Here is a 21792-nt window from a genome sequence, read left to right as displayed (position 1 = left end):
AAAAAAATATCCCATTCGACTGAACGAATGGGATATTTTTAGTTTTTTTTAAAACTGATTACCAGATTCTCACACGTTTTTCAGGTGCAATATACATGCCGTCAGCTGCTTGAATATCAAATGCTTTATAGAACGTATCTATGTTTTGCAAAGGAACATAAGCACGGTACATTCCTGGAGAATGCGGGTCTGTTTTCACTTGGTTTTTCAAGGCTTCATCACGCATTTTTGAACGCCAGATCGTTGACCAAGAAATAAAGAAACGTTGTTCTGGAGTATATCCGTCAATTAATCCCGGATTTCCATTTTCTTTTAAATACAATTGTAAACCATCATAAGCGGCATTTACTCCACCTAAATCTCCAATGTTCTCTCCCAATGTAAACTTACCATCTACAAAAGTTCCTGGAATTGGTTCCAAAGCGCTGTATTGAGCCGCAAGTGCTCCAGTTAAAGCAGAGAATTGTTTCAAATCTTCAGCCGTCCACCAGTCTACTAGGTTTCCATCAGCATTATAACGGGAACCTGAATCATCAAAACCATGTGAAATTTCGTGTCCGATAACCCCACCGATTCCACCATAATTTACGGCTTCATCCGCTTGATAATTATAAAAAGGCGGTTGCAAAATCGCTGCCGGGAATACAATTTCGTTATTTGAAGGATTGTAATAGGCATTTACCGTTTGTGGTGACATTCCCCATTTTTCTTTATCTACTGGTTTATTCAACTCGGCTAAGTTTTCCTCAAAACGCCATTTCGCCATGTTTTTTGAGTTTTCAAAATAGGTTCCACCTTCTTCCGGACTTTTAATCGTCAAGGCTGAATAGTCTTTCCATTTGTCAGGATATCCAATTTTTATTCTTGATTTATGCAATTTAGCAAGCGCGCTTACTTTTGTTTCTGCAGACATCCAAGATAAATTGTTGATTCTGTTTTCGAAAGCCAAGAAGATGTTTTTAATCATTTTTTCCGCTTTTACTTTGGCTTCAGCCGGAAATTTTTTCTCAACATATAATTTTCCTAACGCTTCTCCAACAGTTCCATTGATTGTTTGAAGTGCTCTTTCGTCACGTGGTCTCTGGCTTACAGCACCAGTCAAAGTTTTTCCGTAAAACTCAAAGTTTGCATTTTCAATTTCAGTTGACAATTGGCTAGAAGCTCTGTTCAACAAACTCCAACGCATGTATGCTTTCCAGTCTTCCACTTTATTTTCTTTGAAAATAGTTTCTAGAGCGGTCATGTATTTAGGTTGTGATACGATTACGGTATCCACTTTTGTCAATCCAATTTTTGTGAAATAATTATTCCAGTTGATGGATGGAGTCAATTTACTCAATTCAGCCAATGTCATTGGGTTGTAGGACTTACGACGGTCTCTGCGTTCTACTCTGTCTAATCTTGGTTTAGACATGGCAATTTCAAGAGCCAGGATTTTATCAGCATTAGCTTTTGCAACAGCAGGCTTATCGCCCAAGTACTGCAACATTTTGGCAACGTGTAAAACATATTTAGCACGTTTCTCTTTAGAATCGGCATCTTCAGAAACATAATAATCTCTGTCTGGCAAACCTACACCTCCAGGGCCTAAGTTAATCACGTTTCTACTACTGTTTTTCGCATCAGTTCCTACACCAGCACCCATGAATCCAATACCGCCAATAGGTTCCATTTCAATCATTAATGCTTCTAGGTCTTTAGCATTTTTTACGCCATCAATTTTTTTCAAGTACGGTTTCAAAGGCGCTATTCCTAACTTGTTTCTTCCTACAGTGTCAAGAATAGATTTATAAAGATTAATCGCTTTTCCTTGATCTGTATTCGATTTATAGATTGGGTTTGTTGTGGCGTCTTTTAAAATTGCCAAAGCATCAGCATCTGTTCTTTGACGCAATTCGTCAAAACTACCCCAACGGGTTCTGTCAGCTGGAATCTCCGTATTGTTCAACCAAGTTCCATTCACATAACGAAAGAAATCATTACTTGGTTTCACGTTTTTATCCATGTAATTCACATTGATTCCCGGTTCCTTAGCTGCAGGAGCGGTTTGCGCTTGACTCACCGCAAAGCCCATAATTGCGGGAATCACAAAAAGCAATTGCTTATTGCTGTTTTTCTTCATTTTTTTTAGTTATTAGTTAGTTTAACAAAGCTATTAATAAATTATTTGATATTTAGTTAAAAACAAATAATTACAAAAATATCTTTATTTGACTTCAATTTTTCTAAAAGGTTTAATCAGAAAAAATAATTTTATGTGCTTTATTTGGAAGGAATCTGCTTAAAATAAGATTGTGTTAATTTGATTTAAAACAATTTCTCTTTTCGTATTTTTGCATCAAAATAGCACTATGTTAGAGTTTTTTAAAAAATACCGTCTCTTTTTTGGGGTTTTCATTGTTCTTTCGGCAATCATTTTATCTTTATTTTATTCGGCTTTAAAGCCAAAAAAAACACTTCCCATTTTTAATCCCGCAGATGTAAATCCGGAATTAGTGGATAGCACGGTTCAGTATAAAAGCAAATACCATACGATTGCTGATTTTTCATTCATCAACCAAAACGGAAAAACCATCACCCAAAAAGATTATGAAGGCAAAATATATGTGGCTGATTTTTTCTTTACCACTTGCGGGTCTATTTGTCCAAAAATGACCACCAATTTATCCGATATCCAAAAAGCTTTCGCCAATAATCCAAAGGTGAAACTGCTATCTCACACCGTTTTTCCGGAAACAGACAGCGTTCCTGTTTTAAAAGCTTACGCCAAAAAACACCATGTTGATGATAACAAATGGAACTTAGTGACGGGAGATAAAAAAGAAATCTATACCATGGCCAGAAAGTCCTATTTAGCCGTGAAACTTGGAAAACCAAGTGAACTTTATGACATGGTTCACACCGAAAATTTTGTTTTGGTCGACACCAAAAAAAGAGTTCGTGGCTTTTATGACGGCACCAATAAAGAGGATATGAAACGATTAATTGAAGACATCACTTTTTTGAGTAACGAATAAGAAGCATTTAAACGAACCCCAGTTTTTACAAAGATATTCGGCATTATCTGTTGGATTGATTTGTTTTAATTACCGCATAAATGTGATAATTATCATTTGTGTTTGTATTAAAATGTGTATTTTTGCAATCTTAATTCAATCTAAATAAGGTTTGCAAACAACGATACATTCTCTCAAAAAAGGCGAAAAAGCCATCATAAAAGACTTTGACATCGACACAGTTCCATTAAAATTATTGGAAATGGGTTGCTTGCCCGGGAATATGGTTGAATTACTTCAAATTGCTCCTTTTGGAGATCCTTTATATTTGAATATTAATGGTTCACATGTAGCAATTCGAGTCGAAACTGCAAAAGAAATTGAGGTTGACATTATAAAAACCAACTTATGGTAAGCAAACAAAACATCAATGTCGCTTTGATTGGTAATCCAAATGTAGGTAAAACTTCTGTTTTCAATCAGCTTACGGGCTTGAATCAACAAGTGGGGAATTATCCCGGAATTACCGTTGAAAAAAAGATAGGTTTTTGCAAATTACCCAATAATATAAAGGCAAATATTCTGGATTTACCCGGAACATACAGCCTGAATGCCAGTTCCATTGATGAAAATGTAGTCATTGAATTATTACTGAATAAAAACGATAAATTATATCCTGACGTAGCCCTTGTCGTTACCGATGTAGAAAATTTAAAACGAAACTTACTTCTTTTTACCCAGATAAAAGATTTAGAAATCCCAACTATTTTGGTCATCAATATGGCTGACCGAATGAAATTTAAAGGGATTACGCTGGATATTCCGTATCTTGAAGAGCACTTAAAAACTAAAATTGCATTAATCAGTTCCAGAAAAGGGTATGGAATTGATGAGTTAAAAAAGTTGATTGTCAGCTACCGAACTATTTCAAGTGAACCTTGCCTGAATGCCTCTGTAATTGATCCGGAATATTTCAACAGTTTGCGCAAAGCATTCCCCAATCAATTGCTTTATAAATTATGGTTGGTGATTACTCAAGACGTAAATTTCCTGAATTTAGAACGTAATGAAGTCCGAAGCTCGTTCACTAAATCGCACTCTGATTTAAAACGCCTTCAGCAAAAAGAAACTATAAAACGCTACCAATTCATCAATGATGTTTTGAAAGTGGGACTAAAAATTGATTCCTCAGTTGCAAGAGACTACCGTAGCAAACTCGACCGCGTGCTAACGCATAAAGTTTGGGGATATGTCATTTTCTTTTTGATTTTGTTTGTTATTTTCCAATCTATTTTTGAATGGTCTAAAATTCCAATGGACTTCATCGATGCTTCTTTTGCGTCTTTGAGCACGCATGCTGCCGAAGAATTGCCAGCCGGAGTTTTAACCAATTTAATTTCGCAGGGAATCATACCGGGAATTGGCGGAATTTTGATTTTTATACCCCAAATTGCCTTCCTGTTTATGTTTATTTCGATACTGGAAGAAAGCGGATATATGAGCCGAGTGGTTTTCCTGATGGACAAAATCATGCGTAAATTTGGTTTATCGGGCAAAAGTGTGGTGCCACTTATTTCTGGTACCGCTTGCGCGATTCCTGCGATTATGGCAACCCGAAATATCGAAAACTGGAAAGAAAGATTAATTACGATTCTGGTAACTCCATTCACAACATGTTCCGCCAGATTACCTGTTTACGCTATCATTATTGCACTTGTAATTCCGGACAATCGTGTTTTTGGATTTCTGAACATGCAAGGAATGACTTTGATGTTGTTGTATCTTCTAGGTTTTGGAATGGCTATTTTCTCCGCTTATATTTTGAATAAAATTCTTAAAATCAAAGGAAAAACATACTTTGTAGTAGAAATGCCTAATTATAAATTACCGCTTTTCAAGAATGTGGGAATCAATGTGATCGAAAAAACAAAGGCTTTTATTTTTGGAGCCGGAAAAATCATTCTGGCTATTTCTATCGTTTTATGGTTCTTAGCTTCTTACGGACCCGGAGAAAAATTCAATAATGCCGAAAAAATTGTCATTGAGAATACGATAAACAATCCATTGCCGGAAGCTGAATTTGAAAATGCTGTCGCATCGCAAAAACTGGAAAACTCCTATATTGGAATCATGGGAAAAGCCATTGAACCTGCCATTTCACCATTGGGTTACGACTGGAAAATTGGAATTGCCATTATCAGTTCTTTTGCTGCTAGAGAAGTTTTTGTCGGAACATTAGCTACGATTTACAGCGTTGGCGGAAGCGATAATGAAGTTACCATCAAAAACAAAATGGCAGCCGAAATCAATCCCGTTACTGGAGAAAAGATTTTCAACTTTGCCTCTGGAATATCATTACTGTTGTTTTATGCTTTTGCCATGCAATGTGCCAGTACGTTAGCGGTTACTAAAAAAGAAACCAATTCCTGGAAATGGCCAGCCGGACAATTGATCTTCATGTCTGGATTTGCTTATGTTGTGGCTTTAATTGCATACCAAATCTTGAAATAAAACCTCGTTTATTTAATCAACAAACGTTAAATTTTACAATTTTTTTATTTTTAATTTGTCTAAATAAGATTTCGATTTTACCTTTGCACTCTAGATTTAATCTAAATAAAGATAAATGAAAAATGCCCTTTCGCTTGGAATATTCTTTCTTACGACAACCTTATTTGCACAAGAAATTGATAAAAATTTAAATGACACTGTCAAGACTTTATTGCCTGTGATTATCACAACAAAAATTCAAAGTCCAGAAAGAATGCCTGAAATAAGAGAAAACGTCTTGTTTTCTGGTAAAAAAAACGAGGTACTAAAACTTTCGAATATTAACGGAAACTTCACTACAAATAATTCTCGCGAAACTTTTTCTAGAGTTCCTGGAGTGAATATTTGGGAAAACGAAGGGTCAGGGATACAAATAAATGTAGGTGTAAGAGGGTTGAGTCCCAACAGAAGTTGGGAATTGAATACAAGACAAAATGGTTATGATATTTCATCAGACGTTTTTGGGTATCCAGAAGCATACTACAATCCACCACTTGAGGCAGTAGAAACAATCGAATTGATACGCGGAGGAGCTTCACTACAATTTGGACCTCAATTTGGAGGAATGTTAAACTATGTATTAAAAAGAGAGACAAAGAAAAAATTTACGTTTGAAACCCAAAACAGCGTAGGTAGTTATGGATTAATGAGTTCATACAACGCAATAGGTGGAACACTAAAAAACTTTTCATATTATGTATACAACCATTCCAGAAGTGCTGATGGATGGAGACAAAACGGAGAATATACCGTACGCAATACACACGCTTTCCTAGAGTACCGTTTTACTCCAAACACAAAAATCTCTGCAGAGTATACCAATATGGATTATGAGATGAAACAATCAGGAGGTTTAACTGATGCGCAATATGAACAAGACCCACAGCAATCCTCGCGCAATCGAAATTGGTTTGGAACACCTTGGAACGTTTTCTCGATTCAATTAGACACCAAGATCAATGAAAATTTAACGTCCAACACCAAATTATTTGGTCTTATTGGAGAGCGCAATAGCGTTGGGTTTACTGCCACTCCAAACGTTCCAGACGCCATAAACCCAACAACGGATAACTATGCAAACCGACGAGTAGATCGAGATTTTTACAAAAACTTTGGGGCAGAAAATAGAAATATTTTAAAATATAAATTGGGTTCAACCTCACACAACTTGGCTTTTGGAGCACGTGTATACCAAGCAACAACTATTCGTAAACAAAGCGGAAATGGTACCACAGGAAGTGATTTTGACTTATCTGTAACTAATGATTACCCTAGAAACATAAAATTCAAAACCGAAAACATTGCTTTTTTTGCTGAAAATCAGTTTAGAATTACGGAAAAATTTAGTGCAACACCAGGTGTGCGTTTTGAACATATAACCTCAAGAGGGGCAGGCTTATTTGCAGTAAACAATGGAGTTACTGTAAATTTTGACGCCGATCCTATCGTACGAAACAAAGCTTTATTTGGATTAGGTTTAGAATATAAATTTGCAAGTACAAATGTGTATGCTAATGTATCTCAGGCCTACAGACCGATACTTTTCTCTGATTTGACACCACCTGCAGTTACTGATGTGATTGATCCAAACTTAAAGGATGCAAGCGGATATAATGCTGATTTAGGATATAGAGGAAATATAAACAATTACATCAATTTTGACATTGGTTTATTTTACCTTGAATACAACAATCGTATTGGTGGAGTGAGACAGTTTACAAATAATGATCCATCACAAGGGACTTTTTTATACAGAACTAATTTAGGAACAACAGTCAACAAAGGTATCGAGAGCTTTTTTAACATCAATATTACACGTTTTCTAGAAGTTGATAAGCAAATAGGGAATGTAGACTTTTTTGCATCGATGAGTTTTATTGATAGTCGTTACACTGATTTTGATACTTTTACAACATCAGGAACACCCCCAAATACAGTTATTACAAGCTCAAACCTTGACGGAAAAAGAGTAGAAAATGCTCCGCGTTACATTCATAACTTTGGTCTTTCATGGGGGAAAAACAACATATCAACTACCCTGCAATACCGCTTAACAGGAAAAATATTTACAGATGCGAACAATACTACAGCACCTTCTGCCAATGGAGTTACAGGATTGCTAGATAAATACAATGTATTTGACTTTTCATCAGAGTATAAATTCTTAGAAAAATACAACATTCGAGCAGGAATAAATAATGTTCTTGACGATGCTTACGCTACAAGACGTGCTTCCGGATATCCAGGACCAGGTATCTTACCAAGTGAAGGAAGAACATTTTACATTTCCGTGGGGGCAAAATTTTAAATAGATGTAGAAAGCTGTTTCTTAATCTGAAGTAAAACTTTGAGATTTACTTTGGAATCATGGCGCAGTTGTAAAAACTTTGTCTTTAGTTTAACGCAAAAAAGCAACCTTTACGGGTTGCTTTTTCTTATATTTACAATATGGATATTCAAGAAATTTTAGCTTTTTTAGCACTCGGAATAGCACTGGCTTTTTTGATTAAAAAATTCTTTTTCAAAAAGAAAAAATCCGATAAAGACTGTGGCAGCGGTGATTGTGGTTGTAGCTAAAATTACTTTAGATAACCAATTTTCAGATAATACTCTTCCGAATCAATCTTGCTTCCTTCTTTTGGATACGGCACCACACCAATGCTTTTTATCTTCTTTTGTTTTTCTGGCAGATATTTAGAGAACCACTTTTTATTGTCTTTTTCGTTTTTCAGCGAAAACACTAAAGTCGTATCTTCAATCCATTTTGAATCTTTGTACACCGAAACAACAGCACTAGCTTCTCCCGCCCAAATACAAGTCACACCTTCAGGGCAACGAGAATCAGAAACAATTGCTTTTAAAACCAACTGAAATCCTTTTTGATTGGGACAGACTTTCTGCTTTATAGTTGTGTATTTAACTTTTTGTGATTCTGGGCTTTGCGCCAAAGCTACACTGCTGATCATCATAAAAAGGAATAGAATTGACTTTTTCATACATTATGTTTACAAGATTACTATATTCTTTTAAAAACACTAAGTTCCTAACTTAAAGCCACATCCAAGACCATCATCACAATAAATCCTCCAACGAATCCAAGCGTGGCAATATCCGTATTTTTATCCTGTTGTGTTTCCGGAATTACTTCTTCGACCACCACAAAAATCATCGCGCCTGCGGCAAAAGCTAAAGCGTACGGCAAAATTGGAGTGAAAAATGTGACTGCAAAAGCACCTAAAACAGCGGCAACCGGCTCAACTAATGCAGAAGATTGTCCGTACATAAAACTTTTCCATCGGCTCATTCCCATTCTGCGCAACGGCATGGCAACAGCGATTCCTTCCGGAAAATTCTGAATTCCAATACCAATTGCTAACGTAACAGCGCCCGCGATGGAAGCTTCCGGAATACCAGCAGCAACACCACCAAACAGAACTCCAACCGCCAATCCTTCCGGAATATTGTGTAGTGTAATTGCCGAAACCAGTAATGTGGTGCGTTGCCAAGGCGATTTGATTCCTTCGGTAACTTTAAAATTGATGTGCAAATGCGGCAACACTTTATCAATTCCAAAAATAAACAGCGCACCAAGGAAAAAACCAAAAGCTGCAGGAATAACTTTCGCAAATCCTTCCCCGCCCGTCATTTCAATGGCAGGAGCCAATAAACTCCAAAAACTGGCCGCAACCATAACACCTCCCGTAAACCCGAGCATTCCGTCAAGAACCGTCCGATTCATGGTTTTAAACATAAAAACAAACGAAGCCCCTAAAGCCGTTAGGAACCAAGTGAACAAACTCGCATACAAAGCGGCTAATATTGGGTCGATACTCGTGAAATAATCTACTATAGATTGAAACATAATTATTTGATATATAAATTACTGGCTATTTTATTTGAAATGGTTATTTCTTTGGTTCCAACCCGAATTCGGAAAGAGGAATCAAAATTTTCCTTTTCGATAATTTCAATTTGGGAACCCAAAGCAATTTCCTGTTTGTCTAAATATTTTAAAAAATCAGAAGAAGTATCTTTAACACCCACACAAATCCCGATTTTGTTTTTTTCGAATTCAGAAAGCAGTTGCTTTTCTACTTTTATTATGCGTCCATTAGCATCAGGAATGGGATCGCCATGCGGATCTTCGGTAGGATTTCCCAAAAAATCATCCAATTTATTGATCAGTTTTTCGGATTTGATGTGTTCCAATTGCTCGGCGATATCGTGTACCTCATCCCAAGAAAAATCTAGTTTCTCTACCAGAAAACATTCCCAAAGTCGGTGTTTTCTAACAATCATCTTCGCCGCTAATTTTCCTTTGTCAGTAAGGGAAACGCCTTGGTATTTTACGTAGTTCACAAAGTCTTTTTCGGAGAGTTTTTTGAGCATATCGGTAACGGATGATGCTTTAGTTTCCATTTTTTCAGCAATAGCATTAGTGCTAATATCTGCATCCGAAACGGAAGTAAGGTGGTAAATGGTCTTGAGATAATTTTCTTCTGAAAAGGTCATGTTTTGTTTTTTTGAATATTTTTTCCACATAACATATCATGCAGAAAAGAGTGATTGGAAACCAATTACAACAACAAATATAAACAAAAAAGAATACCAAAAATATATTTTTAGCCAAGTCTAAAATAAATTAGCAAACTATAAACAGTTCGGACACACACCAGACAGCGTAAAATTGACTTCTTTTACCAAATAGTTCAGCGGTAGTTTAAAGCTAGGCTCCACATTTTCCAGGCAAGTTACCAAGTGGCACTTCTCACAACTAAAATGAATGTGATTGTGGGAATGCGCAGCAGTATCATGAAGGTGATGGCAACTCGCATACTTGATGGTTCCGTCTAAATTTACAATTTTATGAATAACATCTTCGGTTACCAAGCGGTCCAAAACCCTGTAAATCGTAACTCGGTCACAAATATTGTTGCTTAACGCCTGAATTTCAGTATGCGATAAAGCGACTTCAGAATTTCTTATAATTTCTAAAATGGTCGTTTTGGCGGTTGTATTTCGAGTTGTTTTCATAATCAAATAAAATTAAACGCAACATTGTTGCGTTATAAATTATATTTCTATATTTGCAACACAATTGCATTAAGCAAATATAAAAGAAAATGAAGAAAACTACATCATTAAAAATGGATATTTTGGGGATTTCGAGTGCCGGATTATGCCTGCTCCATTGTTTAATTTTCCCTTTACTAACAATACTTCCTTTAGGATTGTCTCACAATCCGTATATTGATTTAGCTTTTGCTACTGTTGGATTATGGGCAGTTTTAAACATCATAAAGAAAGCAAGTTTAATCGTTGCACTATTGCTTTTAACTTCAATCACACTAATATTTCTGAGTGTGTTTATTGATATTTTTTTGGATTATCATACTAATTTATTAATTGTCGGTGGCATAGGAATGATCCTCGGGCATTTGATAAACTACAGCAATCATAAAAATACGCACTAATGAAAAAATTACCAGTAACCGTTTTATCAGGTTTTCTAGGAGCCGGAAAAACTACTTTGCTCAATCATATCCTACACAATAAAGAAGGTTTGAAAGTAGCTGTAATCGTAAATGATATGAGCGAGGTTAACATTGATGCCAATTTAGTAAAAGCAGAAAACACATTGTCTCGCACAGAAGAGCGATTAGTCGAAATGAGTAATGGCTGTATTTGTTGTACGTTGCGGGAAGATTTAATGGTGGAAGTCGAGAAATTAGCCAAAGAAAACCGTTTTGATTATCTGCTGATTGAAAGCTCCGGAATCAGCGAACCCATTCCTGTAGCACAAACGTTTTCATTTGTAAATGAAGAAGAAAACATTGATTTATCCCAATTTAGTTTTATTGATACGATGGTCACCGTGGTTGATGCCTTTAATTTCTTTAAAGATTTTGGCTCAGCCCAAACCCTTCAAGACCGAAAAGCATCCGATATTGAAAACGATAATCGGACAATTGTGAACCTTCTGGTCGATCAAGTGGAATTTGCCAATGTTATAATACTAAACAAAACTGATTTGGTTACACAAAAAGAATTGGAAACCCTGAAAGCATCCATTCAAAAATTAAATCCTGTTGCAACACTAATCACTTCCGTTCTAGGAAAAGTACCACCAAGCGCCATTTTAAACACGGGATTATTCAACTACGAAGAAGCCGAATCATCAGCCGGATGGATGCAGGAACTCGAAGGAATTCATACGCCTGAAACCGAAGAATATGGAATTTCATCTTTTGTTTTTCGAGACGAACGCCCATTGCACCCACAACGTTTTTGGCAATTCCTGACAAAGGATTTTCCCCAAAACATCATCAGAAGTAAAGGACTTTGCTGGATTGCTTCCAGACCCGAGCAAGCCATCAACTGGAGTCAGGCTGGAGGATCTATGAAGGCTGAAGGCGCAGGTGTATGGTGGGCCAGCATGTCGCTGGGAGAACGCATGACTTTTAGCAATTTTGTCGAAAACCAAGACATTATTGAAGAAAGATGGACAGCTAATTTTGGGGACCGCTTAAACGAAATCGTATTCATAGGCCTGCAAATGGAGGGAAATTTGATTCGGAAACAACTAGAAAATTGCCTTTGCACCGCCGATGAAATTATGGATTTGCAAGATGGTTTTTTCTCCAGCAAAGATGTGTTTCCTATTGCTAGAGCATATCAAAACGAGAAAGAAATAGCCGTTTTAAATGAAATATAATAGTTATAAATCCTGATCGTTTTGGTTAATTATTGGGTAATCAAGCGGTTCATTGTAATGATGAACCGTTTTTTTTATTCATAAATTAAAATTATTTTAAAGTTAATCAAATAAAATTTTTAGCTTTGTCTAAATTTAATTTAAGAACCGTGAAAAAGTTATATTATATATCTATTATTTTGATGTTTAACTTTGGCTACAGCCAAGAAAAAACGAGTCTTTCGGGATTTGTTTCATCAGAAAAAAAAGGAGTTTCGAAGGCTCTTGTATCTTTAATTGGAACAAAATACGCCACCCAAACAGATAGTTTAGGAAAATACAGCATCGAGAATATTGCTGAGGGAAATTATAAAATACAAATTGTTGCAGAAGGTTTTCAAACTTTAAAAAAGAACATAACCGTCAAAAGTAATGAAAACAATATTCTGGATTTTGAACTTTCAAATACCGAAAACCAACTTAACGAAGTCGTGGTTTCGGGAACACTGAAAGCGGTGAAAAGATTAGAAAGCGCTGTTCCAGTAGAAGTTTATTCTCCAATATTCTTCAAGAAAAACCCAACGGCCAGTATTTATGAAGCCTTACAAAATGTAAATGGCGTAAGACCACAACTTAATTGCGGCGTTTGCAATACGGGCGACATTCATATTAATGGGCTTGAAGGTCCGTATACTTTGGTTCTAATTGACGGAATGCCAATCGTGAGCAGTTTATCTACAGTGTACGGATTATCTGGAATTCCAAATTCACTGGTGGAACGAATAGAAATTGTAAAAGGTCCCGCTTCCTCTTTATACGGCAGTGAAGCCGTGGGCGGTTTGATCAATATCATTACTAAAAATCCAACAAACGCACCCCTATTTTCCGCCGATGTGTTTGCTACTTCTTGGCTAGAAACCAATGTTGATTTAGGAGTGAAACTCAATGTTGGCAAGAAAGCCACGGCACTTTTAGGTTTAAATTATTTCAGATACAATCAAAAAATTGACAACGATAATGACGGTTTTACAGATGTTTCACTTTCGGATCGAATTTCGCTTTTTCAAAAATGGACTTTCGACAGAAAAGAAAATCGATTGTTTACCATTGCGGCGCGGGGCGTTTATGAAGACCGTTTTGGTGGCGATGTGCGTTGGGAAAAAAAACACCGTGGCGGTGACGAAATCTATGGCGAAAGCATTTATACCAAACGAGCGGAATTGATTGGAAGTTACCAATTGCCATTTCAGGAAAAACTGATGCTTTCCTTTTCAGGAAATGTACATTTTCAAGACAGCCGATACGGCACGACGAGTTATATTGCGAATCAAAAAATTGGTTTTCTACAATTCACTTGGGACAAAAAAATAGAAAACCATGATTTACTTACCGGAATTGCCACCCGTTATAATTATTACGATGACAATACGCCAGCAACTTCAAAACTGGGAAATAACAACCCGGAAAAAACGTGGTTACCGGGAATTTTTGTTCAAGACGAAATCACTTTTACTGAAAAACACAAGCTATTACTGGGAATGCGTTACGATTACAACTCGTTTCACGGAAGCATCTTGACTCCAAGAATCGCCTACAAATGGAAATTGAATGACAATAACATCATTCGTTTGAATGCCGGAACGGGTTTTAGAGTGGTAAATTTATTTACGGAAGATCATGCTGCTTTAACCGGTGCCCGTGAAATTGTAATCGCCAATAACCTGAAACCGGAACAATCCATAAATGCCAATTTGAATTATATCAAGAAAATAAATTTCGATAACGGAACCTTTATCGGCATTGAAACTTCCTTTTTTCATACCCGATTCAGCAATAAAATTGTTTCGGATTATGATACCAATCCCAACCAAATTATTTATGAAAACATCAACGGTTATGCCATAAGCCAAGGAATCAGTACGAATATCGATTTTAATTTTCCAAATGGATTAAAAATCATCACAGGCGCCTCTTTGCTTGACAATAAAAACGTTGAAAATGGCCGAAAAGCAACTCCTTTTCTGACCGAAAAATTTACTGCAACCTGGAGTGTTTCGTATAAAATTCAAGCTATCGATTTAAATGTAGATTACACCGGAAATGTGTACAGCCCGATGCAATTGCCTCTTTTAAGCGCTTTGGATCCTCGTGCTCCGGAATCGCCTTGGTATAGTTTGCAAAACATTCAATTTACGTATTCTGGCTTGAAAAACTTTGAATTCTATGCCGGAATTAAAAACCTTTTGAACTTTTTGCCTAAACAAAACAATCCATTTTTGATTGCAAGAACCAATGATCCTTTTGATAAAAATGTAACCTACGATGCGAACGGTCAAGTGCTGGCAACACCTGAAAATCCGTATGGATTAACGTTTGATACGACTTATGTGTATGGACCCAACCAAGGAATCAGAAGCTTTTTCGGACTTCGATATACGTTGCGATAATGAAAAACAAACTTGCCATACTATTGCTCTTGTGCTGCGGAATTCACGCTGGATTTGCACAGTTGCATTCGGTTTCATTCGAAGAAATCGACAGTTTACAAAGTATCGAAAAGAGAAAAACTATTATTTTCATTCAAACCGATTGGTGTCAATTTTGTCATGCGATGAAAAACACCACTTTCAAAAACGAGGAAATCATCCAGGAGCTTAACACTGCTTTTTATTTTGTTAATTTCAATGCCGAAGAAAAACGAACGGTAGTTTTCAACAAAACCACTTTTCAATTCAAACCCACGGGAAATACTTCTGGAACACATGAACTAGCCATCGCCTTAGGTACAGTAAATAGGCAACTGAATTTTCCCGTTTTGTGTGTTTTAAACAGTGAAAACGAGACTATTTTTCAGTATAGCGGCTACTTAAACCCAAAAGAATTAAAGCTGATTTTAGCCAAACTAAAAGAATAAAATTGTCTATTTTTGGGGGAAATGTCAAATTCCCAAATGAAACACTACGATTATATTTTTACCGGCGCTGGATTATCGACTTTGATGACCGTATATAAATTGGTACAATCCGGTAAATTTAAGGACAAGAGTATTTTGTTATTGGATGAAAACACTAAAAAAACCAACGACAGAACCTGGTGTTTTTGGAAAACAACCGATTCGGTTTGGGAACAATCTATTTCCAAGAAATGGGATTCGGCTTTGTTTGCCAATGAAGATTTTCGCAGGGATTTAGACTTGCAACCGTATCACTACAATATGGTCAAAGGACTGGATTTTTACAACCAAGTATTTGATTTGCTTTCAAAACAAGAAAATATCACTTTTATAAATGAAAAAGTCTTAGAAATCGAAGAATCTGAAACTATAATTCTGGTACAAACTGAAAAAGAGAGTTTTTCCTGTTCCAAACTTTTCAATAGCATTTACAACAAATACAAAGCAGAAAGCCAGACAAAATACCCCCTTTTACAACAGCATTTTATTGGTTGGTTTATCAAAAGCGAACAGCCTGTTTTCAATTCGGAGCAAGCTACTTTCATGGATTTTTCGGTGGAACAAAAAGGAAACACCCGTTTTATGTATGTGTTACCCACATCAAAAACCGAAGCTTTACTGGAATACACCTTGTTTTCGCACCAGCATTTAAAAAAGGAAGAATACGAAAACGAAATCAAGAAATATATCGAAAAACTCGGCATTACAACTTATGAACTCGTCGAAAAAGAGCAAGGCAGCATCCCGATGACGTGTTATCCTTTTTGGAAATCAAATACTAAAAACGTACTCAATATAGGAACTTCAGGCGGTTGGACAAAAGCCAGTACGGGTTACACTTTCAAAAATTCCGATAAAAAATCAAGTGAATTAGTCGCCTTTCTGCAAAGGGAAACCGACTTCACGAAATTTCATAGAAAGACAAAATTCTGGTTTTACGATTTACTTTTGTTAGACATTTTAGACCGAAAAAACGAATTGGGTTCCCACATCTTTGCTTCGATGTTCAAAAAAGGAAATCCAACCTTGATTTTTAAATTTCTGGACGAGGAAACTACTTTATACGAAGACATTCAAGTGATTTTAAAATGTCCAAAAATGCTATTTATAAAAGCTATTTCCCATGTGGCTTCCAAAGCAATAAAATAACAATCAAACTATAACAAAACTTTATAATTGAACTTCTATTCTTGATTGTAAACTTTGTAACTTTGCAGGATAAAATTAATTTTGATTTAAAATAAAAAGATATGTATCCAGAAGAAATGGTAAAACCAATGCAAGCGGAATTAACTGCTGCAGGTTTTCAAGATTTACATAGTGCTGAAGCAGTAGAAAACGCAATGAAATTAGAAGGAACAACACTTGTAGTTGTAAATTCGGTTTGTGGTTGTGCTGCAAGAAACGCGCGTCCGGGAGCAAAAATGAGTTTAGATGGCGCTAAAAAACCAGACCATTTAATTACTGTTTTTGCAGGAGTTGACAAAGATGCAGTTGATGCTGCAAGACAACACATGTTCCCTTTTCCTCCATCATCGCCAAGTATGGCTTTGTTCAAAAACGGAGAATTAGTGCACATGTTAGAGCGTCACCACATTGAAGGTCGCCCAGCAGAATTAATTGCTGAGAACTTGAAAGACGCTTTCAACGAGTATTGCTAAAATTTACATTGCAACATAATTTAATCCTTTCAGAGTGCAAAGCTTTGAGGGGGTTTTTTATTTATGAACTTAGCGAACTTTGCGGTTAAATTATTTACTTTTGCAAAAAATATATTTCTCAACTTAAAACTGTTTATAGCATGCAACTGTATAACACATTAAGCGCAGAGGAAAGAGCCATCATGATTGATGATGCCGGAAAACAACGTCTTACGCTGTCTTTCTATGCTTATGCGCAAATCTCAAATCCAACACAATTTCGTAACGAATTATTTCTGGCGTGGAACTCACTTGAAGTTTTGGGTCGAATTTATGTAGCCAGTGAGGGAATCAACGCCCAGCTATCATTGCCTGCTGATAATTTCTATGCGTTCAAAGATTCTATTGAAGTCTATGATTTCATGAAAGGAATCCGATTGAATATAGCCGTAGAACAAGACGATCACTCGTTCCTGAAACTGACGGTAAAAGTACGCGACAAGATTGTGGCGGATGGTTTGGTTGACGAAACTTTTGATGTGACCAATATTGGAATTCACTTAAAAGCCAAGGAATTCAATGAACTTCTAGAAGATCCAAATACGATTGTGGTCGATATGCGAAATCATTACGAAAGTGAAATTGGACATTTTACCAAAGCTATAAAACCAGATGTTGATACTTTTCGTGAAAGTTTACCAATCATAGAAGAACAACTTGCTGAACACAAACAAGACAAAAAACTATTGATGTATTGCACCGGAGGAATCCGTTGTGAGAAAGCCAGCGCTTATTTCAAACACAAAGGTTTTGAAAACGTATACCAACTGGAAGGCGGAATTATTGAATACACGCGCCAAGTAAAAGCTGAAGGATTAGAAAGTAAATTCATTGGAAAAAACTTCGTATTTGATCACCGCTTGGGCGAAAGAATCACAGACGATATTGTTTCGCAATGCCATCAATGTGGGGAACCTTGTGACGTGCATACGAATTGCGTGAATGAAGGCTGTCATTTGCTTTTTATCCAATGTGACTCATGCAAGGAAAAAATGGAAGGTTGCTGTTCAACAGAATGTGTGAGCGTGATTCACTTGCCGGAAGAAGAGCAAAAAGCCATTCGCAGAGGAATTAAAAATGGAAATAAGATTTTCAAAAAAGGAAAATCAGATGTTTTGACTTTCAAAAACAACGAAGAAACGCATGGCGTTTTTGTTGCTGAAAAACCATCCCGAAGCGTCGGGACTTCCGTTAAAAAAGAACCAAAAGTTAAGAAGGTCTATATCGGAAAAGGAACGCATTTTTTTCCAAAACCAAGTATTGGTCAATTTCTAATTGAAGAAAACGAAATCAAAATTGGCGATACGATTCTAATCAAAGGTTCCACAACCGGAGAACAAAAAGTAGTAATCGAACAAATGCTGGTGAACGATTTAGCACAAGAAAAAGCAGTTTCGGGAGATACTTGTACATTCAAATTACCGTTCCGAATTCGACTATCTGATAAATTATATAAAGTTTTAGACTAATTTATCATGACATCGAATAACAAAATAGAACTTATGGCTCCCGCCGGGAACTTTGAGTCGCTTCAAGCCGGATTAGATAATGGTGCGGATTCTATTTACTTTGGCGTTGAGCAATTGAACATGCGCGCTAGAGCCACCGTGAATTTCACCATGGACGATTTGCCGGAAATAGCAAAACGTTGCGAAACTAAAAATGTTCGAAGTTATTTAACCTTGAACACTATAATTTACGACCACGATTTATCCGTCGTAAAAACACTATTAAACAAAGCCAAAGAAGCGAATATCACTGCAGTTATCGCTTCTGATCAAGCGGTTATCGCTATGGCGAGAGGCATTGGGATGGAAATTCATATTTCGACTCAACTGAATGTGACCAACATTGAAACCATAAAATTCTACAGTTTATTTGCAGACACGATGGTTTTAAGTCGGGAATTGAGTTTACGTCAAGTAAAAAGCATCACCGCTCAAATCGAAAAAGAACAAATTAAAGGTCCAAACGGAAACTTAGTGGAGATTGAAATCTTTGGTCATGGCGCTTTGTGTATGGCAGTTTCAGGAAAATGCTATTTGAGTTTACATTCTAATAATTCCTCCGCTAATCGTGGTGCGTGCAAACAAAATTGCCGCAAAAAATACACGGTAATTGACCAGGAAACCGGTTTTGAAATCGAAGTCGATAACGAATATTTAATGTCTCCAAAAGATTTATGCACTTTAGATTTTCTGGACCAAGTCATTGATTCCGGTATTCAGGTGCTGAAAATTGAAGGCCGTGGCCGCGCTCCTGAATATGTCGCCACCGTAATCAAAACGTATCGGGAAGCGATTGACAGTTATTATGAAGATTCGTTTTCTAAAGAAAAAGTAGTGGATTGGATGGAAGAGTTAAACACCGTTTACAATCGCGGTTTTTGGTCCGGTTATTATCTCGGACAAGAATTGGGAGAATGGAGTGATGTTTCCGGATCGATGGCTACACAGAAAAAAGTCTATGTAGGGAAAGGAACCCATTATTTCCCGAAAGCCAACATTGGTCAATTCAAAATTGAAGCGTACGACATTAAAATTGGAGATAAAATTCTGGTAACAGGACCAAGCACCGGAGCGCAGGAAATGATTATCGACGAAATGTTTGTCAATGATGTTACGGCTGACAAAGCCACCAAAGGCGATGATTGTACTTTAAAATTACCTTTCAGAATCCGAATGTCGGACAAATTATATAAAATTGTGGAAGCCTAATGGTTATTGTTACTTTACAAAGAGACAAATGTATTGGCTGTAATTATTGCGTTGAAATGGCGCCGGTTCAATTTCAAATGTCTAAGAAAGACGGAAAATCAGTTTTGATTCATTCGCAAAATGCCAAAGGTTTTTTTACTTTAAAATCACACGACCACACCATTGTTGAAAGTTGCGAATTGGCAGCAAAAGCCTGTCCGGTGAAAATAATTTCGGTGAAAGAAACTTAAGCTTTTAATTAAAGATAGATTTATATTCAACCCATTACAATTTTATTTGTAGTGGGTTTTTTTATTAAAAATTTATGATTTATTGACATAAATAGGCGTTGTTCCATAAAATTAAAAAATACTATCTTTACACATTAAACGTTTTAAGAACTTAAGTTGTGCTCGTCGCAACACTACATATAAGATTATGGCATGTACAAGTTGTTCAACTTCTGATGGTGGCGCACCTAAGGGTTGTAAAAATAATGGGACTTGCGGCACCGATAGCTGCAATAAATTAACGGTTTTCGATTGGCTTTCTAATATGAGTTTGCCTAATGGCGACGCCCCTTTTGACTGTGTTGAAGTACGTTTCAAAAACGGAAGAAAAGAATTTTACCGCAATACCGAGAAACTAACGTTAAGCATGGGCGACATCGTTGCTACTGTTGCTTCTCCGGGTCATGATATTGGAATTGTTACTTTGACAGGAGAATTAGTTAAAATTCAAATGAAGAAAAAAGGAGCCAATCCTGCAAGCAATGAAATTCCGAAAATATATAGAAAAGCATCCCAAAAAGATATTGATATTTGGTCCGCAGCAAGAGATCGTGAAGAACCGATGAAGGTTCGCGCACGTGAACTGGCGATTGCTCAAAAACTAGAAATGAAAATTTCAGATATTGAATTTCAAGGTGATGGATCAAAAGCTACGTTTTATTACACAGCCAATGACCGTATTGACTTTAGAGCTTTAATTAAGGATTTTGCTAAAGAATTCAGTACTCGAATTGAGATGAAACAAGTAGGTTTTCGTCAGGAAGCAGCTCGTTTAGGCGGAATTGGTTCTTGCGGAAGAGAATTATGTTGTTCAACTTGGTTGACGGATTTTAGAAGTGTAAATACTTCTGCGGCACGTTACCAGCAATTGTCATTGAACCCGCAAAAACTGGCCGGACAATGCGGAAAGTTAAAATGCTGCTTGAACTATGAGTTGGATACGTACATGGATGCTTTGAAACATTTCCCTGATTTCGAAACAAAATTAGTTACCGAAAAAGGAGATGCTATTTGCCAGAAACAAGATATTTTTAAAGGTTTAATGTGGTTTGCTTATACCAATAACTTCGCCAATTGGCATGTATTGAAAATTGATCAGGTCAAAGAAATTGTTGCTGAAAACAAACTAAAAAATAAAGTTTCTTCGTTAGAAGATTATGCTATCGAGCTAATTGTTGAGCCAGAAAAAAACTTCAATAATGCTATGGGGCAGGAAAGTCTGACTCGTTTTGACCAACCCAAAGCAAAGAAAAAACCAAATAAAAAACGCAAAACTGCGGGAGAAAATATAATTGTAGCTAATAATAATAAGCCAGCAAATAACAATAAACCTGCAAACAATAACAATAACAAACCTGCAAATAATAACCGCCAAGCTCCTGCTGATAAAAAACCTGCAGAGCCGAGAAAACCTATAATTATTACTAAAAATGTGGATAAAAAATAGCGCTTTACTGCTTTTGGTTGTAACCCTTTTTATTTCATGTGATAAAAAAAGGGTTTTTGATGAATATAAATCAGTTGGTAGTGCGTGGCACAAAGACAGTATTGTAACGTTCAATTTACCAGAATTAGATTCCACAAAACGATACAATCTATTTGTAAATTTGAGAGCCAATAACAATTATCAATTCAATAATCTGTTTTTAATTGTGGCATTAGAATTACCAAATGGTTTTACAAAAGTGGACACCCTTGAATACCAAATGGCCGAAACGGACGGAACACTTTTAGGAAATGGTTTCTCAGATTTAAAAGAAAGCAAGCTCTTTTACAAAGAAAATGTAAGATTCAAATCAAAATACAAAGTCCACATCAAACAAGCGGTTAGAGAAAACGGTAAAATTCCGGGTGTAACAGCTTTAAATGGAATTACAGAGGTAGGTTTTAGAATAGAAAAAAAAGAATAAAAT

21 protein-coding genes are annotated in these 21792 nt (G+C 36.4%); 16 read left to right on the top strand and 5 right to left on the bottom strand.

Annotated features, from left to right (window positions below):
- Positions 1–58: 58 nt before the first annotated feature.
- Positions 59–2122: a M13 family metallopeptidase gene (locus tag G7A72_RS09670; protein ID WP_165152314.1), complete on the bottom strand. Its 2064-nt coding sequence runs from the start codon at positions 2120–2122 to the stop codon at positions 59–61.
- Positions 2123–2351: 229 nt separating this feature from the next.
- Between G7A72_RS09670 and G7A72_RS09665 the strand changes: the two genes are divergently transcribed.
- The 5 genes from G7A72_RS09665 to G7A72_RS09645 all read left to right on the top strand — a co-directional run bounded on the left by G7A72_RS09665 (position 2352) and on the right by G7A72_RS09645 (position 8123).
- Positions 2352–3017, top strand: a complete 666-nt coding sequence (locus G7A72_RS09665; protein WP_165152313.1) for an SCO family protein — start codon at positions 2352–2354, stop codon at positions 3015–3017.
- Between the two features lie 151 nt (positions 3018–3168).
- Positions 3169–3411, top strand: coding sequence for a FeoA family protein (locus G7A72_RS09660; protein ID WP_091172304.1), 243 nt, complete (start codon positions 3169–3171; stop codon positions 3409–3411).
- Positions 3405–5507 carry a ferrous iron transport protein B gene (gene feoB / locus G7A72_RS09655; protein ID WP_165152312.1) on the top strand — a complete coding sequence of 701 codons (2103 nt, stop codon included), beginning with the start codon at positions 3405–3407 and terminating at the stop codon, positions 5505–5507. Before G7A72_RS09660 ends, feoB begins: the two co-directional genes overlap by 7 nt.
- A 115-nt stretch (positions 5508–5622) precedes the next feature.
- Positions 5623–7854, top strand: coding sequence for a TonB-dependent receptor domain-containing protein (locus G7A72_RS09650; protein ID WP_165152311.1), 2232 nt, complete (start codon positions 5623–5625; stop codon positions 7852–7854).
- Positions 7855–7994: 140 nt separating this feature from the next.
- The gene (locus G7A72_RS09645; protein ID WP_121363983.1) at positions 7995–8123 is read left to right on the top strand and encodes a FeoB-associated Cys-rich membrane protein; all 129 of its coding nucleotides are present in this window, start codon (positions 7995–7997) and stop codon (positions 8121–8123) included.
- A 2-nt stretch (positions 8124–8125) separates the two neighbouring features.
- On the opposite strand, the gene G7A72_RS09640 is transcribed toward G7A72_RS09645, so the two are convergent.
- The 4 genes from G7A72_RS09640 to G7A72_RS09625 form a co-directional block, all read right to left on the bottom strand.
- Positions 8126–8542 (bottom strand): hypothetical protein, encoded by a 417-nt coding sequence (locus tag G7A72_RS09640; RefSeq protein ID WP_165152310.1) that lies wholly within the window; start codon positions 8540–8542, stop codon positions 8126–8128.
- Positions 8543–8589: 47 nt separating this feature from the next.
- The gene (locus G7A72_RS09635) at positions 8590–9408 is read right to left on the bottom strand and encodes a ZIP family metal transporter (RefSeq protein ID WP_091172296.1); all 819 of its coding nucleotides are present in this window, start codon (positions 9406–9408) and stop codon (positions 8590–8592) included.
- Between the two features lie 2 nt (positions 9409–9410).
- Positions 9411–10058, bottom strand: a complete 648-nt coding sequence (locus G7A72_RS09630; protein ID WP_165152309.1) for a metal-dependent transcriptional regulator — start codon at positions 10056–10058, stop codon at positions 9411–9413.
- Between the two features lie 138 nt (positions 10059–10196).
- Positions 10197–10580: a Fur family transcriptional regulator gene (locus G7A72_RS09625; protein WP_165152308.1), complete on the bottom strand. Its 384-nt coding sequence runs from the start codon at positions 10578–10580 to the stop codon at positions 10197–10199.
- Positions 10581–10669: 89 nt separating this feature from the next.
- Here G7A72_RS09625 and G7A72_RS09620 point away from each other — a divergent pair, with 89 nt between their 5' ends.
- The 11 genes from G7A72_RS09620 to G7A72_RS09570 all read left to right on the top strand — a co-directional run bounded on the left by G7A72_RS09620 (position 10670) and on the right by G7A72_RS09570 (position 21789).
- On the top strand, positions 10670–11020 hold the full coding sequence (locus G7A72_RS09620; RefSeq protein ID WP_165152307.1) for a MerC family mercury resistance protein: 351 nt from the start codon (positions 10670–10672) through the stop codon (positions 11018–11020).
- A complete protein-coding gene (locus G7A72_RS09615; protein ID WP_165152306.1) occupies positions 11020–12261 on the top strand; it encodes a GTP-binding protein in 1242 nt (413 codons plus the stop codon). The genes G7A72_RS09620 and G7A72_RS09615 overlap by 1 nt, the downstream gene beginning before the upstream one ends.
- A 182-nt stretch (positions 12262–12443) precedes the next feature.
- Positions 12444–14687, top strand: a complete 2244-nt coding sequence (locus tag G7A72_RS09610) for a TonB-dependent receptor (protein ID WP_165153725.1) — start codon at positions 12444–12446, stop codon at positions 14685–14687.
- On the top strand, positions 14687–15154 hold the full coding sequence (locus G7A72_RS09605; RefSeq protein WP_165152305.1) for a thioredoxin fold domain-containing protein: 468 nt from the start codon (positions 14687–14689) through the stop codon (positions 15152–15154). The genes G7A72_RS09610 and G7A72_RS09605 overlap by 1 nt, the downstream gene beginning before the upstream one ends.
- A gap of 21 nt (positions 15155–15175) precedes the next feature.
- Complete coding sequence (locus tag G7A72_RS09600; protein ID WP_241258501.1) at positions 15176–16342, top strand: lycopene cyclase family protein; 1167 nt, start codon at positions 15176–15178, stop codon at positions 16340–16342.
- A 101-nt stretch (positions 16343–16443) separates the two neighbouring features.
- Positions 16444–16854, top strand: coding sequence for a BrxA/BrxB family bacilliredoxin (locus G7A72_RS09595; protein WP_091172289.1), 411 nt, complete (start codon positions 16444–16446; stop codon positions 16852–16854).
- A 140-nt stretch (positions 16855–16994) separates the two neighbouring features.
- Positions 16995–18362, top strand: coding sequence for a rhodanese-related sulfurtransferase (locus G7A72_RS09590; protein ID WP_165152304.1), 1368 nt, complete (start codon positions 16995–16997; stop codon positions 18360–18362).
- A 6-nt stretch (positions 18363–18368) separates the two neighbouring features.
- Positions 18369–19610 (top strand): peptidase U32 family protein, encoded by a 1242-nt coding sequence (locus G7A72_RS09585; RefSeq protein ID WP_165152303.1) that lies wholly within the window; start codon positions 18369–18371, stop codon positions 19608–19610.
- Positions 19610–19840, top strand: a complete 231-nt coding sequence (locus G7A72_RS09580) for a ferredoxin (protein ID WP_091172284.1) — start codon at positions 19610–19612, stop codon at positions 19838–19840. The genes G7A72_RS09585 and G7A72_RS09580 overlap by 1 nt, the downstream gene beginning before the upstream one ends.
- Before the next feature lie 187 nt (positions 19841–20027).
- Positions 20028–21326 (top strand): regulatory iron-sulfur-containing complex subunit RicT, encoded by a 1299-nt coding sequence (locus tag G7A72_RS09575; protein WP_165152302.1) that lies wholly within the window; start codon positions 20028–20030, stop codon positions 21324–21326.
- Positions 21310–21789 (top strand): gliding motility lipoprotein GldH, encoded by a 480-nt coding sequence (locus tag G7A72_RS09570; protein ID WP_165152301.1) that lies wholly within the window; start codon positions 21310–21312, stop codon positions 21787–21789. Before G7A72_RS09575 ends, G7A72_RS09570 begins: the two co-directional genes overlap by 17 nt.
- Positions 21790–21792 lie beyond the last annotated feature (3 nt).

The sequence above is a fragment of the Flavobacterium sp. Sr18 genome, assembly GCF_011064265.1.
In the GTDB taxonomy this organism is placed as follows: Bacteria; Bacteroidota; Bacteroidia; order Flavobacteriales; family Flavobacteriaceae; genus Flavobacterium; species Flavobacterium petrolei.
The sequence above is the reverse complement of the archived record's forward strand: the minus strand, read 5'-3'. Positions and strand labels throughout refer to the sequence as shown.

Coding starts and splice junctions, on each gene's coding strand:
- G7A72_RS09610 (WP_165153725.1), top strand. CDS start 12,444: ATGTTTAACTTTGGCTACAGCCAAGAAAAAACGAGTCTTTCGGGATTT.
- G7A72_RS09640 (WP_165152310.1), bottom strand. CDS start 8,542: ATGAAAAAGTCAATTCTATTCCTTTTTATGATGATCAGCAGTGTAGCT.
- G7A72_RS09620 (WP_165152307.1), top strand. CDS start 10,670: ATGAAGAAAACTACATCATTAAAAATGGATATTTTGGGGATTTCGAGT.
- G7A72_RS09580 (WP_091172284.1), top strand. CDS start 19,610: ATGGTTATTGTTACTTTACAAAGAGACAAATGTATTGGCTGTAATTAT.
- G7A72_RS09600 (WP_241258501.1), top strand. CDS start 15,176: ATGTCAAATTCCCAAATGAAACACTACGATTATATTTTTACCGGCGCT.
- G7A72_RS09570 (WP_165152301.1), top strand. CDS start 21,310: ATGTGGATAAAAAATAGCGCTTTACTGCTTTTGGTTGTAACCCTTTTT.
- G7A72_RS09670 (WP_165152314.1), bottom strand. CDS start 2,122: ATGAAGAAAAACAGCAATAAGCAATTGCTTTTTGTGATTCCCGCAATT.
- G7A72_RS09665 (WP_165152313.1), top strand. CDS start 2,352: ATGTTAGAGTTTTTTAAAAAATACCGTCTCTTTTTTGGGGTTTTCATT.
- G7A72_RS09615 (WP_165152306.1), top strand. CDS start 11,020: ATGAAAAAATTACCAGTAACCGTTTTATCAGGTTTTCTAGGAGCCGGA.
- G7A72_RS09605 (WP_165152305.1), top strand. CDS start 14,687: ATGAAAAACAAACTTGCCATACTATTGCTCTTGTGCTGCGGAATTCAC.
- G7A72_RS09575 (WP_165152302.1), top strand. CDS start 20,028: ATGGCATGTACAAGTTGTTCAACTTCTGATGGTGGCGCACCTAAGGGT.
- G7A72_RS09650 (WP_165152311.1), top strand. CDS start 5,623: ATGAAAAATGCCCTTTCGCTTGGAATATTCTTTCTTACGACAACCTTA.
- G7A72_RS09645 (WP_121363983.1), top strand. CDS start 7,995: ATGGATATTCAAGAAATTTTAGCTTTTTTAGCACTCGGAATAGCACTG.
- G7A72_RS09625 (WP_165152308.1), bottom strand. CDS start 10,580: ATGAAAACAACTCGAAATACAACCGCCAAAACGACCATTTTAGAAATT.
- G7A72_RS09635 (WP_091172296.1), bottom strand. CDS start 9,408: ATGTTTCAATCTATAGTAGATTATTTCACGAGTATCGACCCAATATTA.
- G7A72_RS09590 (WP_165152304.1), top strand. CDS start 16,995: ATGCAACTGTATAACACATTAAGCGCAGAGGAAAGAGCCATCATGATT.
- G7A72_RS09585 (WP_165152303.1), top strand. CDS start 18,369: ATGACATCGAATAACAAAATAGAACTTATGGCTCCCGCCGGGAACTTT.
- feoB (WP_165152312.1), top strand. CDS start 3,405: ATGGTAAGCAAACAAAACATCAATGTCGCTTTGATTGGTAATCCAAAT.
- G7A72_RS09630 (WP_165152309.1), bottom strand. CDS start 10,058: ATGACCTTTTCAGAAGAAAATTATCTCAAGACCATTTACCACCTTACT.
- G7A72_RS09595 (WP_091172289.1), top strand. CDS start 16,444: ATGTATCCAGAAGAAATGGTAAAACCAATGCAAGCGGAATTAACTGCT.